This is a genomic window from Aerosticca soli (assembly GCF_003967035.1).
GTDB lineage: Bacteria > Pseudomonadota > Gammaproteobacteria > Xanthomonadales > Rhodanobacteraceae > Aerosticca > Aerosticca soli.
The window spans coordinates 859458-878276 of record NZ_AP018560.1; the positions used below are offsets into that span (position 1 = coordinate 859458).

Annotated in this window: 15 protein-coding genes; 2 read left to right on the forward strand and 13 right to left on the reverse strand. The window is 66.8% G+C overall.

The features are described from left to right. The first annotated feature begins 37 nt into the window (after window positions 1–37). Complete coding sequence (locus ALSL_RS03850) at window positions 38–493, forward strand: low affinity iron permease family protein (RefSeq protein ID WP_126536599.1); 456 nt, start codon at window positions 38–40, stop codon at window positions 491–493. Here the strand turns inward: ALSL_RS03850 and ALSL_RS03855 are convergent. Continuing rightward, a complete protein-coding gene (locus ALSL_RS03855) occupies window positions 453–1052 on the reverse strand; it encodes an HNH endonuclease (RefSeq protein WP_126536601.1) in 600 nt (199 codons plus the stop codon). The genes ALSL_RS03850 and ALSL_RS03855 overlap by 41 nt on opposite strands. A gap of 244 nt (window positions 1053–1296) precedes the next feature. Here ALSL_RS03855 and ALSL_RS03860 point away from each other — a divergent pair, with 244 nt between their 5' ends. Next, window positions 1297–2055 (forward strand): SapC family protein, encoded by a 759-nt coding sequence (locus ALSL_RS03860; protein WP_126536603.1) that lies wholly within the window; start codon window positions 1297–1299, stop codon window positions 2053–2055. A gap of 110 nt (window positions 2056–2165) precedes the next feature. On the opposite strand, the gene ALSL_RS03865 is transcribed toward ALSL_RS03860, so the two are convergent. From ALSL_RS03865 to ALSL_RS03920, 12 genes are all read right to left on the reverse strand, one after another. Then, entirely contained in the window at window positions 2166–2639 is a 474-nt protein-coding gene (locus ALSL_RS03865; protein WP_425479005.1) for a RidA family protein, read from the reverse strand. Window positions 2640–2681: 42 nt separating this feature from the next. Continuing rightward, window positions 2682–3137, reverse strand: coding sequence for a c-type cytochrome (locus ALSL_RS03870; protein WP_126536607.1), 456 nt, complete (start codon window positions 3135–3137; stop codon window positions 2682–2684). Further along, the gene (locus ALSL_RS03875; protein ID WP_161970964.1) at window positions 3134–4729 is read right to left on the reverse strand and encodes a flavin monoamine oxidase family protein; all 1596 of its coding nucleotides are present in this window, start codon (window positions 4727–4729) and stop codon (window positions 3134–3136) included. Before ALSL_RS03875 ends, ALSL_RS03870 begins: the two co-directional genes overlap by 4 nt. Window positions 4730–4823: 94 nt before the next feature. After that, a complete protein-coding gene (locus ALSL_RS03880) occupies window positions 4824–7241 on the reverse strand; it encodes a TonB-dependent receptor plug domain-containing protein (RefSeq protein WP_126536609.1) in 2418 nt (805 codons plus the stop codon). 198 nt (window positions 7242–7439) lie between these two features. Then, window positions 7440–7913: a GNAT family N-acetyltransferase gene (locus ALSL_RS03885; protein ID WP_126536611.1), complete on the reverse strand. Its 474-nt coding sequence runs from the start codon at window positions 7911–7913 to the stop codon at window positions 7440–7442. Window positions 7914–8017: 104 nt separating this feature from the next. Then, complete coding sequence (locus tag ALSL_RS03890; protein WP_126536613.1) at window positions 8018–10363, reverse strand: TonB-dependent receptor; 2346 nt, start codon at window positions 10361–10363, stop codon at window positions 8018–8020. Window positions 10364–10446: 83 nt separating this feature from the next. Further along, window positions 10447–10890, reverse strand: a complete 444-nt coding sequence (locus tag ALSL_RS03895; protein ID WP_126536615.1) for a copper chaperone PCu(A)C — start codon at window positions 10888–10890, stop codon at window positions 10447–10449. 24 nt (window positions 10891–10914) lie between these two features. Then, on the reverse strand, window positions 10915–12258 hold the full coding sequence (locus ALSL_RS03900) for a PepSY-associated TM helix domain-containing protein (protein WP_126536617.1): 1344 nt from the start codon (window positions 12256–12258) through the stop codon (window positions 10915–10917). 106 nt (window positions 12259–12364) lie between these two features. Beyond that, window positions 12365–14644: a TonB-dependent receptor gene (locus tag ALSL_RS03905; protein WP_126536619.1), complete on the reverse strand. Its 2280-nt coding sequence runs from the start codon at window positions 14642–14644 to the stop codon at window positions 12365–12367. Window positions 14645–14796: 152 nt separating this feature from the next. After that, a complete protein-coding gene (locus ALSL_RS03910; RefSeq protein ID WP_161970926.1) occupies window positions 14797–15174 on the reverse strand; it encodes a DUF2946 family protein in 378 nt (125 codons plus the stop codon). 248 nt (window positions 15175–15422) lie between these two features. After that, window positions 15423–16538, reverse strand: a complete 1116-nt coding sequence (locus tag ALSL_RS03915; protein WP_126536623.1) for a glycosyltransferase family 9 protein — start codon at window positions 16536–16538, stop codon at window positions 15423–15425. A 258-nt stretch (window positions 16539–16796) separates the two neighbouring features. Next, a complete protein-coding gene (locus ALSL_RS03920; RefSeq protein WP_126536625.1) occupies window positions 16797–18743 on the reverse strand; it encodes a CocE/NonD family hydrolase in 1947 nt (648 codons plus the stop codon). Window positions 18744–18819 lie beyond the last annotated feature (76 nt).

The following is an 18819-nucleotide window of genomic DNA, read 5'->3' on the forward strand; positions in this document are numbered from 1 at the left end:
CGCTCGCGCGCCATCATCGGTCGACCCCGGGCCCACCATGTCCGCGCCTTCGCTGTTCCAGCGTTTCGCCAATGCCACCGCCACCGCCGCCGGCAAACCCGCCGCCTTCATGGGCGCGGTGCTGGTGGTGGTGATCTGGGCCGCCACCGGGCCGCTGTTCCATTTCGGCGATACCTGGCAGCTGGTCATCAATACCGGCACCACCATCATCACCTTCCTGATGGTGTTCCTGATCCAGAACGCCCAGAACCGAGACTCGGCGGCGGTACAGATCAAGCTGGACGAGCTGATACGCAGCAGTCACGCGCACAACGCGCTGCTGGGGCTGGAAGATCTGGACGAGGCCAGCCTGGAACGCCTCCGCAAGCACTACCGCACCCTGGCCGAACGCTCCAGTGACCGCGCCACCGCCAGCCAGGCCGCCGATGACGTGCTCGACGACGTGCTGCGCGTCAAGCGTGTGCTGCGCGACGATCGCGGGGCAGGTGACTGACCAGGAACTCCATCTGGTCGGCCAGGATGTTGCGGTTGGACAGGATGAGGTGTTCCACCCAGCTCGGCCGGTAAGGCACGGCCAGCAGCGGCATGTGCGCCTGTTGCGGGGTGCGGTTGCCTTTCTTGAGGTTGCAGGCCAGGCAGGCGCTGACCACGTTTTCCCATTCGTCGCGACCGCCGCGCGAGACCGGCTGCACGTGGTCGCGGGTGAGTTCGCCGCGGCTGTAGTGGCCGCCGCAGTACAGACACAGGTAGCGGTCGCGCGCGAACAGCGCGGCGTTGGTCAGCGCCGGCGCTGGGTCGGCGGCATGATCGCGGCAATGGCCGGTGCTGGCGATGATCGGGTGCAGCTCGATGCGGCTTTGCGCGTCGAGCCGGCGGTTGTGCCCGCCGTGCACGGTGAGGCACGGCTCGCCCACGGTCCAGGCCACCACGCCACGCACGTAGAGGCAGACGGCTTCCTGCCAGCTGATCCAGTCGAGAATGCGGCCGCTGGCGTCCAGCGCGAGCAGGCGGGTCGCGTGCAGGTCGCCCCGGCGGTTCACTCCCATCAGCATGCGTTGCGTCCCTCCGATCGCGAAGAGCGTGACGGCGATGTCGGCCAGATGCGAGCTTAGAACATAAATCTTGGCAATCCCATGGCAATTCCGCCGGTTTGCGCGGCCGGCCGTGCCCTGGTGCTGGCGCGATGGCGCCCGGCTGCTATAGTCGGCGGTTTGAAAAAAACCGAACGCCGCAACCGGCGGGGGCGCCGGCGGACAAACCCGCGCGGCGATCCTTTCACTTGAAGGAACGAAAAACGTGGCTGAAGTGCTTTTCTACGAGCGTCCGGTACCGCTCAACCGTACCGTCCACAAGGACCTGCGCATGAAGGGCATTCCCAGCATGCGCTTTGCCGCCAAGGCGCACTCGGTGCCGCTGACCGGCGTGGAATTCCCGCTGGCCGCGCGCGACGTGCCGATCCTCTTCGCCGGCGAACGGGTCGAGGACGCGGGCCCCATGGCGCTCCTGGGGCTGCGCCAGGAGGAAAACCTGCTGGTCGACGCACAGGGACAGTGGATGCCCAACGTCTACGTACCCGCTTTCGTGCGCCGCTATCCGTTCATCCTGGCCGAGAAGCCCGAAGGCACCGAGGGCGAGGATTTCACCGTGTTCCTGGACGAGGCCTTCGAGGGCTTCGGCACCGAGGAGGGCGAGCGGCTGTTCAACGAGGACGGCAGCGACAGCGAGATACTGTCCCGCGCGGTCGCCTTCCTCGGCGAATTCCAGCAACACGTGGCGCGCACGCGCTGGTTCATGGATCAGCTGCGCAAGCACGACCTGCTCGAGCCGCGCAACATCCGGCTGGAGAAGCAGGGCAAGGCGATCAATCTCAACGGCCTGTTCGTGGTCAGCGAGGAGCGTCTGCGCCGGCTGGATGCGCAGACCGCCCAGACTTTCCTGGCCGAGGGCGTGCTCGGCTGGATCTACGCCCACCTGCTCTCGCTGCCCAACATCGATCGTCTGACGCGCCTCCTGGAGGCCCGCGAAGAGGCCGAGGCGCTCGCCACGCGCAACTGAGCCTGCGGGTTTCAAGAAACTTCCGCCAGGGCCGGTGCCGCGGCACCGGCCCTGGCCTTTAGCCCCCGCTTGGGCCTGTCGGGGCGCCTTGGGCGAGCGCGGAGCGCTTTTTACGGGCGTGCCGCGATCACCTCGATCTCGACCAGGTAACCGGGATTGGCCAGCGCGGCCACCTGCATGGCGGAGCGGGCCGGCAGTTTCGGCTGCGCGGGCGTGCCAAAGAACTGCCGGTAGCCCTGCATGAAGCCGGCGAAGTCCATGCGTCCGCCGTGGGCGGCATCGCCGACCAGGAAGACCTGCATCTTGACCACATCGCCCATGCCCAGACCCATGCTCTTGAGCGTTTTCTCGATCGCACTGAGCGCGCCGATCGTCTGCGTACGGGTGTCGCCATAGGCCGCGGGCGAATCCTTCGGCGCCTTGGTGTCGACGACCGGAGGCACCATGCCGCTCACGAAAACCAGGGTCTTGTCGGCTGGCACTTCCACCGCGGCCGAGATCGGGAAATCGCTATCGGGAATCTTGTGACGGACGACGTCACTGGCACTGGCTGCAAAGGCGCTGGCCAGCAGCAGGCTGGTCATGGCTGAGCGGATCGGCATAGGCACGGGGAGGCTCCTTAAAGGTCAGAGTGATACATGCAAGGCCGCCACATCGGCGGTTGAAAGCGTCTGCCCATCGTGTGGGCCGAAGCGGCTACGCACATAATCGACCACTTCGGCGATCTGGGCATCGCTCAAGGTGGTTCCGCGCAGGAAGCGGTTTTCGCTGTCCTCCTGGGCTTTGGGGGCGAATGCGGGCATGTTGTGGCGGCCATAGAGCACCACCGCGGCCACGTAGGGTGCCGAGATCAGCTTGGGATTGCCGGCCAGCGCCGGATAACGTCCGGCGCCGACGGCGCCCTGTCCATCCGGCATGTGGCAGCCCTGGCAGATCGCGTGATAGATGGTCTTGCCATCGTGGGTGTCGGCAAGGTCGACCGGCCGCATCAGGCCGGCGTTGTCGGCGGGAAGGCGTGCCGGAAGGCCGGCCAGGAGCATGGCGATCGCCAGAAGTCCGATGTTGCGTCGAGGCTGGATCATGCGGCGGCTCCGGGCGAGATGATGCGCTGGTGGAGTCGGGTGATGGCGTCGATCGCCGAGGTCACCGCGCCTTCCTGCCAGGCGGGGATGTAGGAGGCGTGCTCGCCGGCCAGCACGATGCGACCGTCGATCTGACACAAGTCATCGTAATGGGCGGTGCGCGAGGCTTCCGACCACAGCCCGAAGCAGCCCATGGTGAAAGGGGAGCGATGCCATGCCACGGATATGCCATTTTCGAACTCGCGGGCGTACTGGGGATGGATGCGGCTGCCGTATTCGACCGCCAGGCGAACGCGCTGATCGGGTGGCATGGCGGTGAACTCCATCGCATTCAGCCCGAACATGTAGGCGCCCAGCAGCACGCCCTTGCGACCGTGAAAACCGTAGCTGGGATAACTGATGTTGGTGATCGGCAGGTCCGTATAGCTGATGCCGCCATAGATGTGCTCGTCCTCCTCCCAGAAGCGGCGTTTGAATTGCAGGCCGATCTTGACCGCAGCGGCATAGGGCACGGCGGCAATGGCGTCGGCCATGGGCTGGCCTACGTTCATCGGGATCTGGCTCAGGATCGACAGTGGGATGGTGTTGACGCACCAGTCCGCCTGCGCGGTGAACGTGCTGCCCGGTCGCGAGGCGTCCTCGCAGGTCACGTGCACGGCATGCTCGTCCTGGTGGATGTCGACCACCTTGGCGCGGTAGCGGATGATCGGCCCGAGCGCGTGGGCGAATGCCTCGCCGATCCGGCCCATGCCGCCCACCGGCTGCAGCAGCGTGGTCTGCATCTCGTAGTTGTCGCCGGCGGTCAGCATCGCCCAGAGTCCGGAATCGAGGACGTCGTCGAGCGACAGCGGCACCGAGGGTTGCGGACGGGCACTCAAGCCGCCGCCGGGGTCGCGTTCGTAGCCGCGGCGGTTGCTGCTCAGCTTGCCGGCGACGTAGCGGTTTTGCGCATCCAGTGCGCCCCATTCGCGCAGGGATTCGAGCAGCCGCTCGCGGTCTTCGCCGCTGACCTTGTCGTCCAGACGGCGCTGTTGCGCACACTGGGCGAGCAGTTCGGCGACGTGCCCGCGGTAATCGGCGGCGATGTGGCGATAGCGTTGCGGTTTGCCGCCGAATGCCTTTTCGCCGTGCAGATAGGCGTTGTGGTTGACCTGCACGAAAGGCTCCAATGCCACGCGCAATACCTTGCAGTAATGCAGGATGCCGTGATGGTGATAGGGCAGGCGCCAGGGGCCCGGATTGACGTATTGCCCGTCGTCGAATTGACATTGCTGGTGGAAGCCGCCGAGTTCCGTATAGGCATCGCCGCCGCGCAATGTCCAGTTGCGGCCGCCGGGCCTGGCGTTGTATTCGAGGATCTGCACCTTGTAGCCGGCCGCCTGCAATTCATAGGCGGCCACCATGCCGGCAATGCCGGCGCCCAGGATCAGCACCGAAGTGCCCGGCGGCGCGGGGGAAAGTTTCGGCCGGCCTTTGAATGGCGACTCGCTGGCCAGTCCCAGACTGCTCATCGCCTGATACATCGCGGCACTGCCTGCCGCAAGGCCAATACATCGCAATAACTGACGGCGGGTCGGTGAGAAATCCATCATGGCCGTACCGGGTTGCGATTGCACATAAAACCTCCCGTGAAAAACCAGCCGAAGCCGGCGCCCATGAAGACGCCGGCCGTTTCATTTCATTGATTCAGAACCGGTAGGCGACCTTGGCGTACCAGTAGCGGCCGTTGAAGCCGAAGGGCGACAAAGAGGAATACTGGAGGCCGTCTGCGCGGTCGTCGTATTGATTGTTCAACGCCACCTTGGTCGGATACTGGTTGGTGAGATTGTCCGCGCCGACGGTGAAGGTGAACCCGTCCCACAGGTAACTCGCCGACAGATCGAGCAGCCAGCGCGCGGAAAACCGCTGATCGCCTTCATGCGTATCGCCGATGCGGGTAATGGCGCCATAGCGGGTCAGGTTGCCATGCAGGCTGAAGGCATCGAGTGTCCAGTCGGCACCGATGACGTATTTCGTGCGCGGCGTGGCATCGGTGAGCAGGCCGGCACTGGCCCGGCCGAAGGCGGGCGTTGAAATGTCCAGCACCTTGACCTTGTTGTAATTGCCGCTGGTGTTGAGGTTCAGTTTGCCCCAGCGGTCCAGGTCCCACAGGTAATTGAGGATCAGGTCCGCACCACGCGTTCGGGTGGTCGCGCCATTGACGAAAAATTGCGCGCCGGTGACATCGCTGCCCGGAATGGAAACCGGAATCTGGTCGGAATAGAGAATCTGGTTCCAGATGCGGATCTGGTAGAGATCGAGCGTGGCGTTGAAGTCTTCCAATGGCTGCCAGACCGCGCCGAGACCGTAATTGGCCGACTTTTCGGGGCCGAGTGGCTTGGCGCCCAGGGCGATGGCGATCGGGTCCGAGACGCGGTAGGTGCCGATCTGCGCCAGATGACCGTTCTGGATCAGCGTTGAAACGGACGAATAATATTGCTGGGCCAGCGAGGGTGCGCGGAAACCGTTGCTGGCGGTACCGCGCAGCGCGAAGCTGTCGGTCAGCTGGTAGCGCACGGAGAGCTTGCCCGAGCGCGTGGAACCGGCGTCGCTATAGTCTTCCCAGCGAGCGGCGATGCCGGCGGAAAGCTTGCTGCTGAGGTCGGTTTCGAGATCGGCATAGGCCGCCTTGCTGTGCCTGGCCCAGTTGCCGGCGATGTCGGGCGTGACGCCGGGAAAAACCTGCGAACCTCCCGGGTAGACGCCGCCGCTGTAGGTGGCGTGGGGGTCGAAGTAATACGAATCGGGGTCGCCCGCGTCGATGCCGTAACCATCGCGCATGTATTGGGCGCCGAAGGCCAGGGTGACCGGGTTGGGCAGGAAACCCCATGACAGGTCCTTGCTCATGTCGACATTGACCACGTCCTGCTTGGTCCTGTAGCGACCGGCGCGGAAATAGGTGGGCGTATAGCCGCGCGAATACCATTCATTGATGTTGAGCGAATGGTCGATATCGAAAACCAGATGGTTCTGTCCGTGGTCGGCCGAAACGTCCCAGCGCCAGCCGTTCCCGGTCGTGCCGCGCAGGCCGAGCACGGCCGCGACGTCGTTGGTGTGGTTGACGATCTGCGGCAGAAAACCGTTGGGGTAAATGGCGGTGGTATTGCGGTAATTGTCCCAGGCGCGGTAATAGCCGTTCGAGGTGACGTTGCGCTTGCTGCCGTTGATGTAGCCGTAGAGCTCGACGCCTGGCGTCAGGTTGTAGCCGAAATCGAGCAGGGCCTGGTAAGTCTTTACCGCAGGGTCGCCGTAGCGCTCATAGGGAATGCCGCCCGGATTGGGCGCGCCGGGCAGCGTGGTGGAACGGTCCCGGTTTTCGGCCCGGTTGGTGTCCATGGCGTTCTGGTAATTCCACGACAGCCGCGCCCACCCCGGGGCCTTGCCGCCCTTGCCGTCGGCACCCAGCCAGACCCCGACGGATCCGTCCACGCCGTTCTGGTCGCCATCGCCCTTGTCCATGACGCCGCCATTGGCGGTGATACTGTTGCTGCCCTCCCCGGCCCCTTTCTTGAGCACGATGTTGACCACGCCGGCGATGGCATCGGAACCGTATTGCGCGGCGGCGCCATCGCGCAGCACCTCGATGTGGTCGATGGCAGACATCGGTATCGAGTTGAGGTCGACCGGCGCCGATCCGCGACCGACGCCGGAGTTGTAGTTGACCAGTGCCGAAGTGTGATAGCGCTTGCCGTCCAGGAGCACGAGCACGTCATCCGGCGACAGGCCGCGCAGCGTCACCGGCCGCAGCGCGTCGTTGCCGTCATTGATGGCAGGACGGGGAAAATCCAGCGAGGGCAGGATCTTGCCCAGTGCGCTGGAGAGGTCGGTGCTGCCGGTCGCGGTGAGGTCCTTCGGCGTGAGCACGTCGATCGGCGACAGCGATTCGGCCACGGTGCGCGTGGTGGTGCGCGTGCCCGTCACCACGACTTGCTGCAGCTGCTTGATTTCCTTCGGCTGGGTGGAGGCCTCGTCGGCCCCGGGCTCACCCGCGCGCGCGGCCGTGGCATGGATCAAGGACAGCACGATGGCGGCCGTCAGACGGCGCCTGGCAATACGTGTGGACATGGCTTCTCCTCCGCGTTTTCGATGGCATGGGATTTCCCATGAAGCTGACGCGTCGCAGCAGAACTCCCCGCGCTGTGACGCAATTCAAGCTATGGCGCCATGTTGCGACGCGTCAAGATCTTGTCACCTCGCCGTCGCTGGGATGTAATGGGGAATCGGTGGGAGGGGTTTTTGTGGCGTTCCCGCGGGCCCTTGCGATCAGTGCAGGGGCTTGGCCAGGCGCAGCAGATCGATCCCGTAGCCGGCCGCCTCGTAGAGCGCACGGGCGCGCTCGTTGCCCGGAAAGACCGCCAGCGTCAGCAGCGCGCAGCGATGCTCGTGTGCCCACGCCTCGGCATGGGCGAGCAGGGCCTGGCCCACGCCACGGCCTTCATGGCCACGTGCCACCGCGAGATCGGCGATGTGGCCATTGGTTTGGCCGGTGAAGAAATCCTGGGTTTTTTGCAGATGGATGAAGCCGACGGGTTCGCCGCCCTCGTCTTCGGCCACGAACAGGAAGCTGTTGGGCGGCTGTTCTTCCAGATGACGCGACAGTTCGCGGCGGATGCCCGCGATGCATTCGTGGCGGCGACGCCATGCGGGCAGGGGAAAGTCCACGAAACGCGGGGCGAGGCCGAGGATGAAATCGTCATCGTCCTCGGCCAGGCGGATCAGGTAAGGCGTCTGGTGCATGACACGAACGGATTGCAAAAACAGCGGGCCTAAAGTTCTACACCAGGCCCGCGCCGGGACAAAAGCGGTCCCTTGCCCGTCTCCCCGCAGCTTCGATTGTCGCCTCAGAATTTCACGCTGAGGCTGGCATAGACCGAACGTCCCGGGCCGGGCACGGCGGTGCCCCACAGCGAGGCGCCGCCGGCTTCCTTGTTGAACGACATGGTGGCGCCCTCGCCGAGATAGGCGCCGCCGAGCGGCAGGTCGTAGCGGCGGTCGAACAGGTTCTCCACACCGACATCCAGCCGCACCTTGTCCCATCCGTAGCTGCCGCGCAGGTTGACCAGCGCATAGCCAGGCGTGGAGATCTCGTTGCGCATTTCGGACACGTCGTGCTTGGCCTTCACCGCGACGATTTCCAGCGCGTCATCCCAGCGACCTTGGCGATGAGTCAGGCTCAGCCTGGCATTGAGCGGCATGATGCCGTAGAGATCGTCGTGGGTATCGGTATTGCGTCCGCGGGTATAGGTGACCACGCCGGCAAGGCCGAAGTGGCCGGCGGCGGTGTCGGCGAGCGGCAGCTGGCCGCTCAGGTCGATGCCATAGAGCCGGGCCGCCTGGTTCATCCATTTGAGGATGACGAACTGGTTCCGCAGTCGCGTGCTGGCCGGCTGATTGGTGGCGGCGTTCCACTGCACTGCGTCGATGTAATCCAGCGCACGGGTGTAGTAGGGCGTGACGCGTAGCGCGTAGGCTTCATCGCTACTGTGCCAGTCACCGGTGAAGCTGGCGGTGTAGGCGACTTCCGGCTTCAGGTTTGGGTTGCCGAGATAACCATTGCCATCGCCGATGAAGTTGTTCATCTCCAGCGTCATCGAGCTTCGCGACCACACGTAACGCTCGTACAGATTGGGCGAACGCACTTTGCGGGCCAGGCCGAATTCGTAGCTCTGATGGGTGTCGGGCGTGTAGCGCAGCAGCGCCGATACATTGAGGTTGTCGTCGCCGCGGCTGCGGTCCATGGCGTTGAAATCCGCACGCGTGCCGACCGAGCTCGTCTCGTACATGTTCTTCATCATGCCGGTGTTGAGCGGCGTGGTGCTGGTGTTATAGCCCTGCACGTCGCCGGTGTCGGTACGCACGTGCTCGAAGCGCACGCCGAATAGCGTCATCCATTGCGGCGTCCAGGCCGCTTGCCATTCGGCATAAGTGGCCAGGCGGTCGCGCTCGCCGTTGTGGATGTTCCAGAAGGTGAGCGGCGCCATGCCACCGATGCAGCGGCCGACGCCGCAATCGGGCGAGGGCGGCCACCAGTCGTCGAGTCGATAGCGTTGGGCCTCGGTGCCGAGGCGCAGATGATCGCGCCCGCTCAAGGCCAGATCCGCCTTGAGGGAAACGCCATCGGTGCGGCTGGCGCTGTTCATCGGCATGCCCTCGACGGGATAGACGCCGCCGGTGGTGTTCATCGGCGGCATCAGCATGCCGTACTGGGATACTTTGTCGGCGCCGAAATCCATGTGATGGTCGACCTTCTCGTGATAGGCGCGCGCCTCCAGCGAGCCCCAGTCGAACTGGCCGAGATAGCGCACGTTGAAGCGTTTCTCATGGTTGTCGAGCATGTCCATGCGCTGGTTCGGAAACTGCTCGTAGGGCACGTGCTGAATCCCGAACTTGACTTCGAGCAGCTGGTTCTCGTGCCGGTAGGCCATGCCGAACGATTGGTCGCGTGTCTTGTAGGCACTCGAGCCGACTTCGCGGGGAGCCACGTGCGGCGCCGCGGCGTTCAGCACGAAGGACTTGAAGCGCCCGCCGGCCTTGTAGTCGTCGGCTTGTGCAGCACTGCCGCTGTAGCTCATGTTGAACGATTCGGTGGCATAGCTGGCGCGCAGATTGGCGCCATGGGCATCGCCGTTGCTGCGGTAGAAGGTGCCGACCTCGCCGTTCAGGATGCCGGCCTCGCCGGGCGCGGCAAACGCTGGAGGCGGCGTGTCGACCAGGATCGAGCCGCCGATGCTGTCGCCCCCGACGCTGACCGGCGAGACACCGGTATAGACCTTGATCGCGCCGACGTCACTCGGGGCGATGTTGGCGAGCACCGGGTTCATGTGATTCGGGCAGGTGGACGACAGATCCATGCCGTCGAGCAGGATACGGTTGCGATCGTCGGCCAGTCCATGGATGACCGGCAGGCTGGAAAAACCGCCGCCGGCGCGCAGGCTGACCCCGGGAATGTCGCGCAGCAGACTGGCCGTGTCGGCGTTGGCCGCGCGGCGTGCCGGCAGATCGGCAGGCCGCAGCGGCGATCCCAGCAACTGGCGCAGGTTTTCGTCCGGGGCGAAGACCAGCACCTTGGACAGCTCGACGACGGGCTTGCCATCGACCTGGGGTGACTCTCCGCTGGCGTGGACGGCCTGGGCGATGGCGAGCGCAAGCAGGCTCAAGGCCAGGCGTGGCGAACAGTGACGCGGCATACGAAAGGTTCCTTGTACGAGGGGGCGGCAGAAAGACGCGCGGCAGCCGACATCCGCCGCGCGTCACGCATGGTTTGGACGGCTCAACCGCCGGCGTTGGCGGCGCGTACCTCGAAGTTGGCTTCGAGCGTGCTGCCGTCGGCGAACTCGAAACGCAGCGGCACCTTCTGGCCGACCGCGAGCGGCTTGGCGGGGTCCATCAGCATCACGTGATAGCCGCCCGGCGCGAGGCTGACGCGGCCATGCGCGGGAATGTCCAGGTGATCGATCATGCTCATTCGGTTCATGCCGCCCTCGTGGCTGCTCTGATGCAGCATTGCGCTGGCGAAGGCGGGCGAACTCGCCGAGCGCAGCACCGCCGGCGCATCGCCCTCGTTGACGAGGTCGGCATAGCCGGCCGCCGGCAGGTCGCCGGGCAGCTGGCGGATCCAGGCGTGTTCGACCTTGACGTGATCGGCCTGGGCGGCAAGGGCCGGCCCGGTGAAGGCAAGGCCGAGCAGGGCGGCGAGCAAGGTGTTGCGTGACATGGCAGGACTCCTTTTTCGGGTGGATCAGCGAGCGGCCCGCAGGCCGAGGAAACGCCGCGCCGCGGGCAGGCGGCGCAGCAGCAGACGTTCGAGCACGTACACCGCGATCAGCGATGCGCCCAGGAGTGGCAGCAGCGCGCCGAGCCCGATCAGCAGGCCGACGAATCCGGCCGGATGGCCCGCGCGTTCGGGCAGCATCGGTGCGCCGAGCGCGCCGTGGGGTCGCCGCCGCCACCAGTGCACGGCGGCGGCGATGACCATCGCGATCAGGCCGAGCGCGATGGCGGCATTGAGGATCTGATTGAGCGGTGGGAACAGCGCGCCCTCGTGCACGGCGACGCCGTAGCCGATCAGTCGGTCCAGCGGCGGCCGCTGGGCGAAGTCGATCCGGCCGATCACCGCGCCGCTCTCAGGATCGAGCGTGAGATCGGCGCGGCGCGTTCGATCGTCGGCTTCCGAACGTGCGCTCCAGGCCGGCTGGCGGCGCGAGGGCGGCGCGATCAACACCGGCGGCGCGAGGCCTTGCGCGCGCACCGCCGGCAGCACACGGTCGAGCACGGCCGGATCGAGCGTTCCGGCCAGCGCGCCGGACCCGTGCATGGCGTGCATCGCGTGCTCGTCGGGCGGCGTGTTCGCCAGCGCGTTGCGGGCACGCTCGTCGGCACTGCCGATCGTCCAGTCCTGCACCACCGGTGCGGCGGCGACCTGCTGGCGCAGATCACGCAGCAGGCCGCCCCAGGATTTGGCCCACGGCAGCCCGGAGACCAGGAAAAACAGCGCGAACAGCGACACCCACATGCCGGTCACCGCGTGCAGGTCACGCCAGGCGGTGGCGCCGCCGCGACGCAACCGCGGGTAGAGCACGCCGGCCAGTCCGCGACCGCGCGGCCACCACAGATACAGCCCGGTGAGCAGCAGCAGGATGGTCCACGACGCGGCCAGTTCCATCAGCAGCGAGCCGGCGGTGCCGAGCTTCAGCTCGCCATGCAGATGGAACACCACGCGCATGAAGCGGTCGTTCTCGCGCACCGTTTCGAGCACGTGCAACGAAGCCGGATCGAGATAGACGCGGATCAGCTCGCCACCGCGGCCGAGCAGCACGCGGGCGGCGGCGTGCGGCGATGCGGGCAGCTCGTAGGCGTTGAGCACCGTGCCCGGCACCGCGGCGAGTGCGGCCGCGACCTGCGCGGATGCCGGCTGCGGCGGCGCGTCGGTGACGTGCGCGTAGCGGCGTTCCAGCAGTGGTTCGAGCTGCGGCTTGAACAAGTAGATCAAGCCCGTGCAGGCCAGCCACAGCACGAACGGCAGGCAGCACAGGCCGGCATAGAAATGCCAGCGCCACAACATCCGGTAGGCGGCGGGATTCATCGGCGCGCCCCAACACCATGCCGGCAGACCAGGCGCAGGGCGAAGACCGCCTGCCCCACGCCAAGCACGCCGCAGACGAACAGACAGGCGAGCATCGCGCGTCTCCTCAAAGGCTCAACTTGAGATCGGCCACCACCGTGCGCTGCGGGAACGGGTGGTAGAGGAAGTACTTGCGGTTGTTGAGGTTGTCGACGCCGAGCGCGGCGGTCAGATGTTCGCTCAGCCGGTACTGCACGCGCGCGTCGAACACGACGAAGCTGTCGAACGCGCCGAACACGCGCGAGACATGGTCGCTGTTGTCCAGCGTCGAGTACTGCGGCCCGCTGTAGCGCCCGGCCAGGGTGAAGGCGAGATCCGCGTTCGGCCGGTAGGTGGCCGTCGCCGTCGCCCGCCAGCGCGGCACGTAGGGCGCATGCTTGCCGCGCGCGGTGCTGCCGTTGGTGCCGACGAAAGCATCGTCCTTGAGGATGGTGGAATCGACGAAGGTGACGCTGCCGGCCAGTTCCAGCCCGCGCACCAGCGCGTCCTCGCGCTGTGCGACCAGCTCCACGCCGCGGTTGCGCACCTTGTCGACGTTGACCACGTAATTCACCGGCGCGGTGTAGCCGGCGAGGAAGGCAGTCTGCTGGATCAGCGCATCGCGGGTGGTTTCCTGGAACAGCGACACGCGCACCAGTCCCTGCGCGATGGCATGTTCGATCGCCAGTTCGCCGCTCAGGGCACGCTCGGGCTTCAGGTCCGGATTGGGCGAGGTGTAGGTCGAGCCGGTGGCGACGAGCTGGTAGAGCTCGCCGACGGTGGGAAAGCGCACCGCCTTGGCGAGCGAGCCGGTCACGCGCCAGTCGGGTGCCGCATCCCACTGCAGCGTGGCCTTGGGCGAGAACGCATCGGCGCGACGCGTGGGCTGGTGCACCATGACCTTGCCGCTGGCATTGAAGCCGTCGCTGGCCTTCCACCATTCCTCGCGGCCACCCACGGTGAGCAGCCAGGCCGGCGCGAAGCGCCAGGCATCCTGTAGCCACAGGGCGTTCGTGCGTGTCTTGCCGGCGCCTGCCGCATACAGCGTGCCGACGCTGTCCGGGTCGCGCCAGTCGGCCAGGTTGCGCGTGGGATTGTCCAGTTCATAGCGATCGCCGTGTGCGCCGAAGGCGATCTCCTGCGCGCCGCCGTAGCCCTGCGGCCGCCACAGACCTTTCAGGTCGAGCGTGCTCCAGTTGGTGCCCGCATAGCTCGCCAGGCGGCCGTTGGAACTCAGCGTGTCGCCGGCCAGCACGCTGGCCGGCGACCACTGGTTGTCCTTGAGAAAGGCGTAGTGGGTGAGCACCGCCTCGCCGTCGAAGTCGCCCTTGGTGTCGGACTTCAGCGTCGCCGCCTGCATCAGATGATGCGCGGCAAGCCGATAGGTGTTGCTGGCGAAACCGCCGGTCTTGCCGTAGCTCGGCCGGCCTTGCGCATCGGTGAGATAAGTGTCGACGGCCGAATGGCCATGGTTGCTCCAGAAGCCGACCAGATAACTGGCCTGGAGCCAGGGCGTGATGTCGTAGAGGAGTTTGCCGTCGAGATTCAGCTGGCGGGTGTGCAGCAACCCGCCGGCGCCGAGCACGTCGGCAGGCTGGCCGGTCTTGTTGAGCGCCACGTAGCCACCGCGGGTGCCCGAGGGAAAGCTCGCGGCGGTGATGTAGGACAACGGCTGGCTGAAGCTGTTCTGCGCGTTGGCGGCGAACAGCCAGCCCCAGCGACCGCTGCGCCCGGCGGCGCTCAGGCTGGTCTGGCTGGTGGAGAGATGATCGTGGGTGCCGTACTGGTCGAAGTCCTGCACCGCCACGATCTGGCGCACGCTGATCTCGGGTTTCTCCGGCAGCCGCGTGACCAGACGCAGCATGCCGCCCAGCGCATTGCCGGCATAGGCCGCCGAATACGGGCCGTAGAGCATCTCCACGTGATCGATCGCTTCGGGCGCGGTGATGCCCCAGCGCGGCGCGCCGATGGTGTTGTTGTTGGCGATCAGCGCCGAGATCGGCACGTCGTCGACGTAGACCAGCGAACGCGCGCTGGCATTGACGCCCCAGGTGCGCGTGGCCAGCACCGGCTGGGTGTCGCCGTAGTTGCGCTTGCGCACGAACAGACTGGGCAGGTATTTGACCGCGTCCTCCACGTCGACCGCGTTGGTCGTGGTCTCGATCCGCTCGGCCGTCACCTGTACCACGGTGGCCGGAAACACGGGCTTGGCCGTCTGCGCGGCGTGCGCGCTGGCGGAAACCTTGACCTTGCTCAAAGTGGTGACCTGGTCGGAGGGCAGGTCGGTGGCGTGTGCGAAGGAAGCCGTCGCGGCGAGCAGCGCGGCAGGCAGCGCGGCGCGCACGCCGCGGGTGATGGGCGAAGCCATGGGCTGATGGTCCTGAGCGGTTCTTAGCCGTCGCGAGGCGACGGTGGAGGCTCGGCACGCCGATCCCGCCTGGTGCAACGCCAGGCGGAGTCCTATCGGCAGGGTCGAGGGCCAGCCGCGGGCGACGCGCTAGGCAGCGCGTCGGGCGGCGATCAGGCGGGACGGATCAGCAGCGGCGGCCCGCGTGGGCGGGCGGCGAGGACGAGAACGGTCGGAGGGCCGGCCTGGCGATCGACCAACGGCACCGACATGGCCGGCAACGGCGGCGTCGGCAGCGCCACGATCGGCGCGTCGAGCAGCGGACTGTGGCTGCACAGCGTGCAGTAGCCGCATGCGTCCAGGTGCGCGGGGTCGGACGGCGCGTCCGGATGATGCAGGTCGAGGCCATGGCTGGTGCACCACGCACCGAGTTCCGGCCAGTCTGGGGCGACATCCAAAACCCGCGAGAACGTCGGTGCGGCCGCAAGCAACCACAGCGCGGCGATGGCCAGCCACGCGACGAAACGCCGGGTTGTCCTGCGCCGGAACACTTTGGATCTGGCCCCCTTGCCAAAATCAGGCACCCGGCATCTTGCCACAGCCTATGCACGGCGTCTGCACGAGGCACTGGACGAAACGCCACACTCCGGGGGCGATGAGATCGCGCGATAGGGCGCGACGTGGACGTTGCGGCGTGACGGGCTTCCGCGGCGCAGGCGAAAACCGGTGGCGGCAAGTTAGTCGGGGGTTGCGAGCTCGCCGGCCGACAGGGCTTTTGGGCTTTCCCGCCTTGGGGTTCTCAGCCTGCCATCGCGGACCTGCACGGACCGCGCTGCGTTTCCAGGTAATGGGCCACTTCAGTCGCGGTCAGCTGTGGATCATCGGCACAGACCAGGCCGACCTTGCCCGCGCCGTAAGGCGCGTAGCGCCGCGGGTCGGTGCTGCGGAACAGCCCGATCGTGATCGCCGAAGTGGCCGCGGCCAAGTGCATCACGCCACAGTCGGCGCTGATGTAGGTTCCGGCGGCGTCGATGAAGGCGGCGAGCCGGCGCAGGTCGCTGGTGAAATAGGTCGGATAGGCGTTGTCCAGCCGGGACACGCCGTCGGCGGCGACCAGCTCCACGATGTGGTGCGGTCCGATGCGCTGGAGCAGGCCATCCAGGAAGCCACGCCACCAGTCGGCGGGCAGCCGCTTGCTGCCGGTGGCATTCGGAAACACGACCAGCACCGGTCGTTCGGCGGGGTCGGCGCCCAGCACCTGAAGTAGCGCCCGACGGCCCTCGGCGCGCTCGTGGGGAGCAAGGTGCAGATCCGGAGACGGCAACGGCAGCGAGGGGTCGGCACCCAGCGCCCAGCGCAGGGCGTGGACCGGCCGGGCCGCCAGGTGGGCCGGACGCGGCCCTTCGACCTCGCCCACCAGCAGGCGGAAGCGTGCCCGCACCAACGCCGCGGCGAGGCGGCTGGAAGTGGAGCCGCTGGCGGCGTCGATCACCAGATCGTAGCTGCGGCGGCGCAGGCGGCGCAGCGTGCCGAGCGTGGCCAGTGGATGGGCCAGGGCATGCGCATGCAGCAACCAGAGTCGACCCAGGGTACCGAAGCCGGCATAGACGTCGCGGGCGGCATCGCCGGCACCGAACACGTCCACTTCGGCGCCTGGAAAATGGCGTTCGAGTTCCGCCAGCAGCGGCATCATCAGCACCGTATTGCCGAGCCGGTGGTTGGGACGGCACACGAGGATGCGGTGGATGCCCGCGCGCGGCAGCTGACCTGCACCCACGCCGCGGAAACCAGGCGGCAGCAGATGACGCACCAGCAGCGCGGCCACCCGTCGGCGCAGGGCATTCAGGCGGCCATGCAGCGGCGCGGGTCTGGATGACTGGTGGAGGGCAGGAGACGGGGTGACGGTGAGCGTCATGGCAGGGCCGGCGCCGTTTACCGAAAGTGGCGCCACCTTGCCAAGGCAATCTTACGCTTTGCTGATGATTGGCTTGGGTTTCGCTTAAGGCCGACGGCGCCCGGCTCGCCGCAGGGCATCGCTCGGGACGCGCCTTTGCGGCGTCGGGCATCACCAGCATGGCGGCCCTGCCGCTGCGGTTGGCCTGCAGCCCCCGGACGCCGGCATGCGCGACCGATGCGCCGTGCCGGCAGGCTTTGCCGATACGGCTGGGCCGTGTCAGTGGGCGCCGCTCACCACCGGCAGGGCGAGGTAGCTCGCCTGTCCAGCGGCGTGATAGACGCGCTGGGTGGCCTTCACGTAGTCGGCGGGTTTGGCGAAGAAGATGTTGTCGACGTAGGTCTGCGGGTTGCGGTCATAGAGCGGGAACCAGCTCGACTGCACCTGCACCATCAGCCGGTGGCCGGGCAGGAACACATGATTGGCGGCCGGCAGCGCGAAGCGGTAGTCCAGCGGCTGGTTGGCGGCCAGCGGCGCGGGCTGGTCGAAGCTGGTGCGATAGCGGCCGCGGAAGATGTCCATCGACACCGCGAGCTGATAGCCGCCCATCGCCGGCTGCGCGGCGACCTGGTCGGGATAGACGTCGATCAGCTTGACCACCCAGTCGCTGTCGGTGCCGCTGGTGGCGGCGATGAGATGCACCTCCGGCGCGCCGGCGATGACGAGTGGCGCGGTGAGCGGCGCGGAGACGTAGCTCAGCACGTCGGTGCGGCCCGATGCCTCGCGCTGGTCGTCCACCAGCCACTGGGCCCAGGTGAGACCGTCGCCGGAACCGATCGGCTGGATCGGGCGCGCGCGGAAAGGCACCGGATGGGCCGGATCGGAGACGTATTCGTCGTAGGCCGCGCCGCTGGTGGGCGGCTCGAAGCCGAGTCTGCCATCCGCCTGCAGATACAGCGCGCGGCTGACGCTCGCGCAGCCGCTCTCGCAGGCCAGCGGCCAACGGTCCAGCCGCTGCCACTGGTTGCTGCCGGTCTGGAAGGCGGTGACCGGGGCCAGGTCGGCCTTCGGCGCGCCGTCCTTGAGGTACTGGGCGAGGAACGGACGCAGGATGTGCTCGCGGAAATACTGGGCGGTGTCGCTGCCGAAGCGGATCGCGCCGAGCGAGGAGCCTTCCCCGATCTCCTGGCCGTGGTGCCAGGGGCCCATCACCAGCTTCACCTTCTCGCCGGTCGTGTCCTTGGGTTTGATGGCGCGATAGACGGCCAGATCGCCGTAGATGTCCTCCTGGTCCCACAGGCTGTGCACCAGCATCACCGGCACGTCGAGTGGTTGCGCGCCGAGCAGCTTGTCCACGGCCTGCTGCTGCCAGAAGGCATCGTAGGCCGGATGCGCGATGAGTTTGTTCCAGAAACCGAGCTGACGCATGCCGTAGGCATCGCCCAGCGCGCCGGCCGAGCCGTAGTGCATGTAGAGGTCGTATTGATCGAAGAAGCCGCTCCACCATTTTTCGCGGTTGTCGCGGGTGGCTTCCTGCTCGTAGACGTAGGCCATGTTCTGCTGGCGGAAGGCGCCGTGATGGAACCAGTCATCGCCCATCCAGCCGTCCACCATCGGGTTCATCGGCACCGCGGCTTTCAGCGCCGGATGCGGATGCACCAGCGACATCAGCGGCTCGAAGCCGTCGTAGGAAATGCCGATGGTCGCCACCTTGCCGTTGCTCTGCGGCAGGTTCTTCACCAGCCAGTCGATGGTGTCCCAGGTGTCGGTGGCATCGTCCACCGGGGTGGGATTGAGCGGGCCGTGCACGGGGCGGTTCATCACGTAGTCGCCCTCGCTGCCGTATTTGCCGCGCACGTCCTGCACGACGCGGATGTAGCCGTCCTCGACCATCACGTCGGCGGCGTTGTCGTAGCCCTGCAGCATCGGCTCCAGATGCGGGCTCGGCGTATGCGCGGTGAGTTCGCTGGCGTTGTAGGGCGTGCGGGTGAGCACGATGCCGGCGTGCCGCGCGCCCTTCGGCATCAGGATCACCGTGTGCAGCTTGACGCCGTCGCGCATCGGGATCATCACCTCGCGCCGCTCGTAATCGAAGCCGGCGGTGACCGGCACGAACTGGGCCGGCGTCTCGCTGGGATAGTCCGGATATTTGGCCGGCACGTCGCCGGCATGGGCCAGAAGCGGCAGCAGCAAGGCGGCGGCCAGCGGCAGGATCTTCATCGGCATGTCCCCTGGGAGTCGAACGGCACGTGCGTATCAGCCTAGCAGGCAGCGCTCGCGCCGCGAGCCTTGGCGCCCCTTG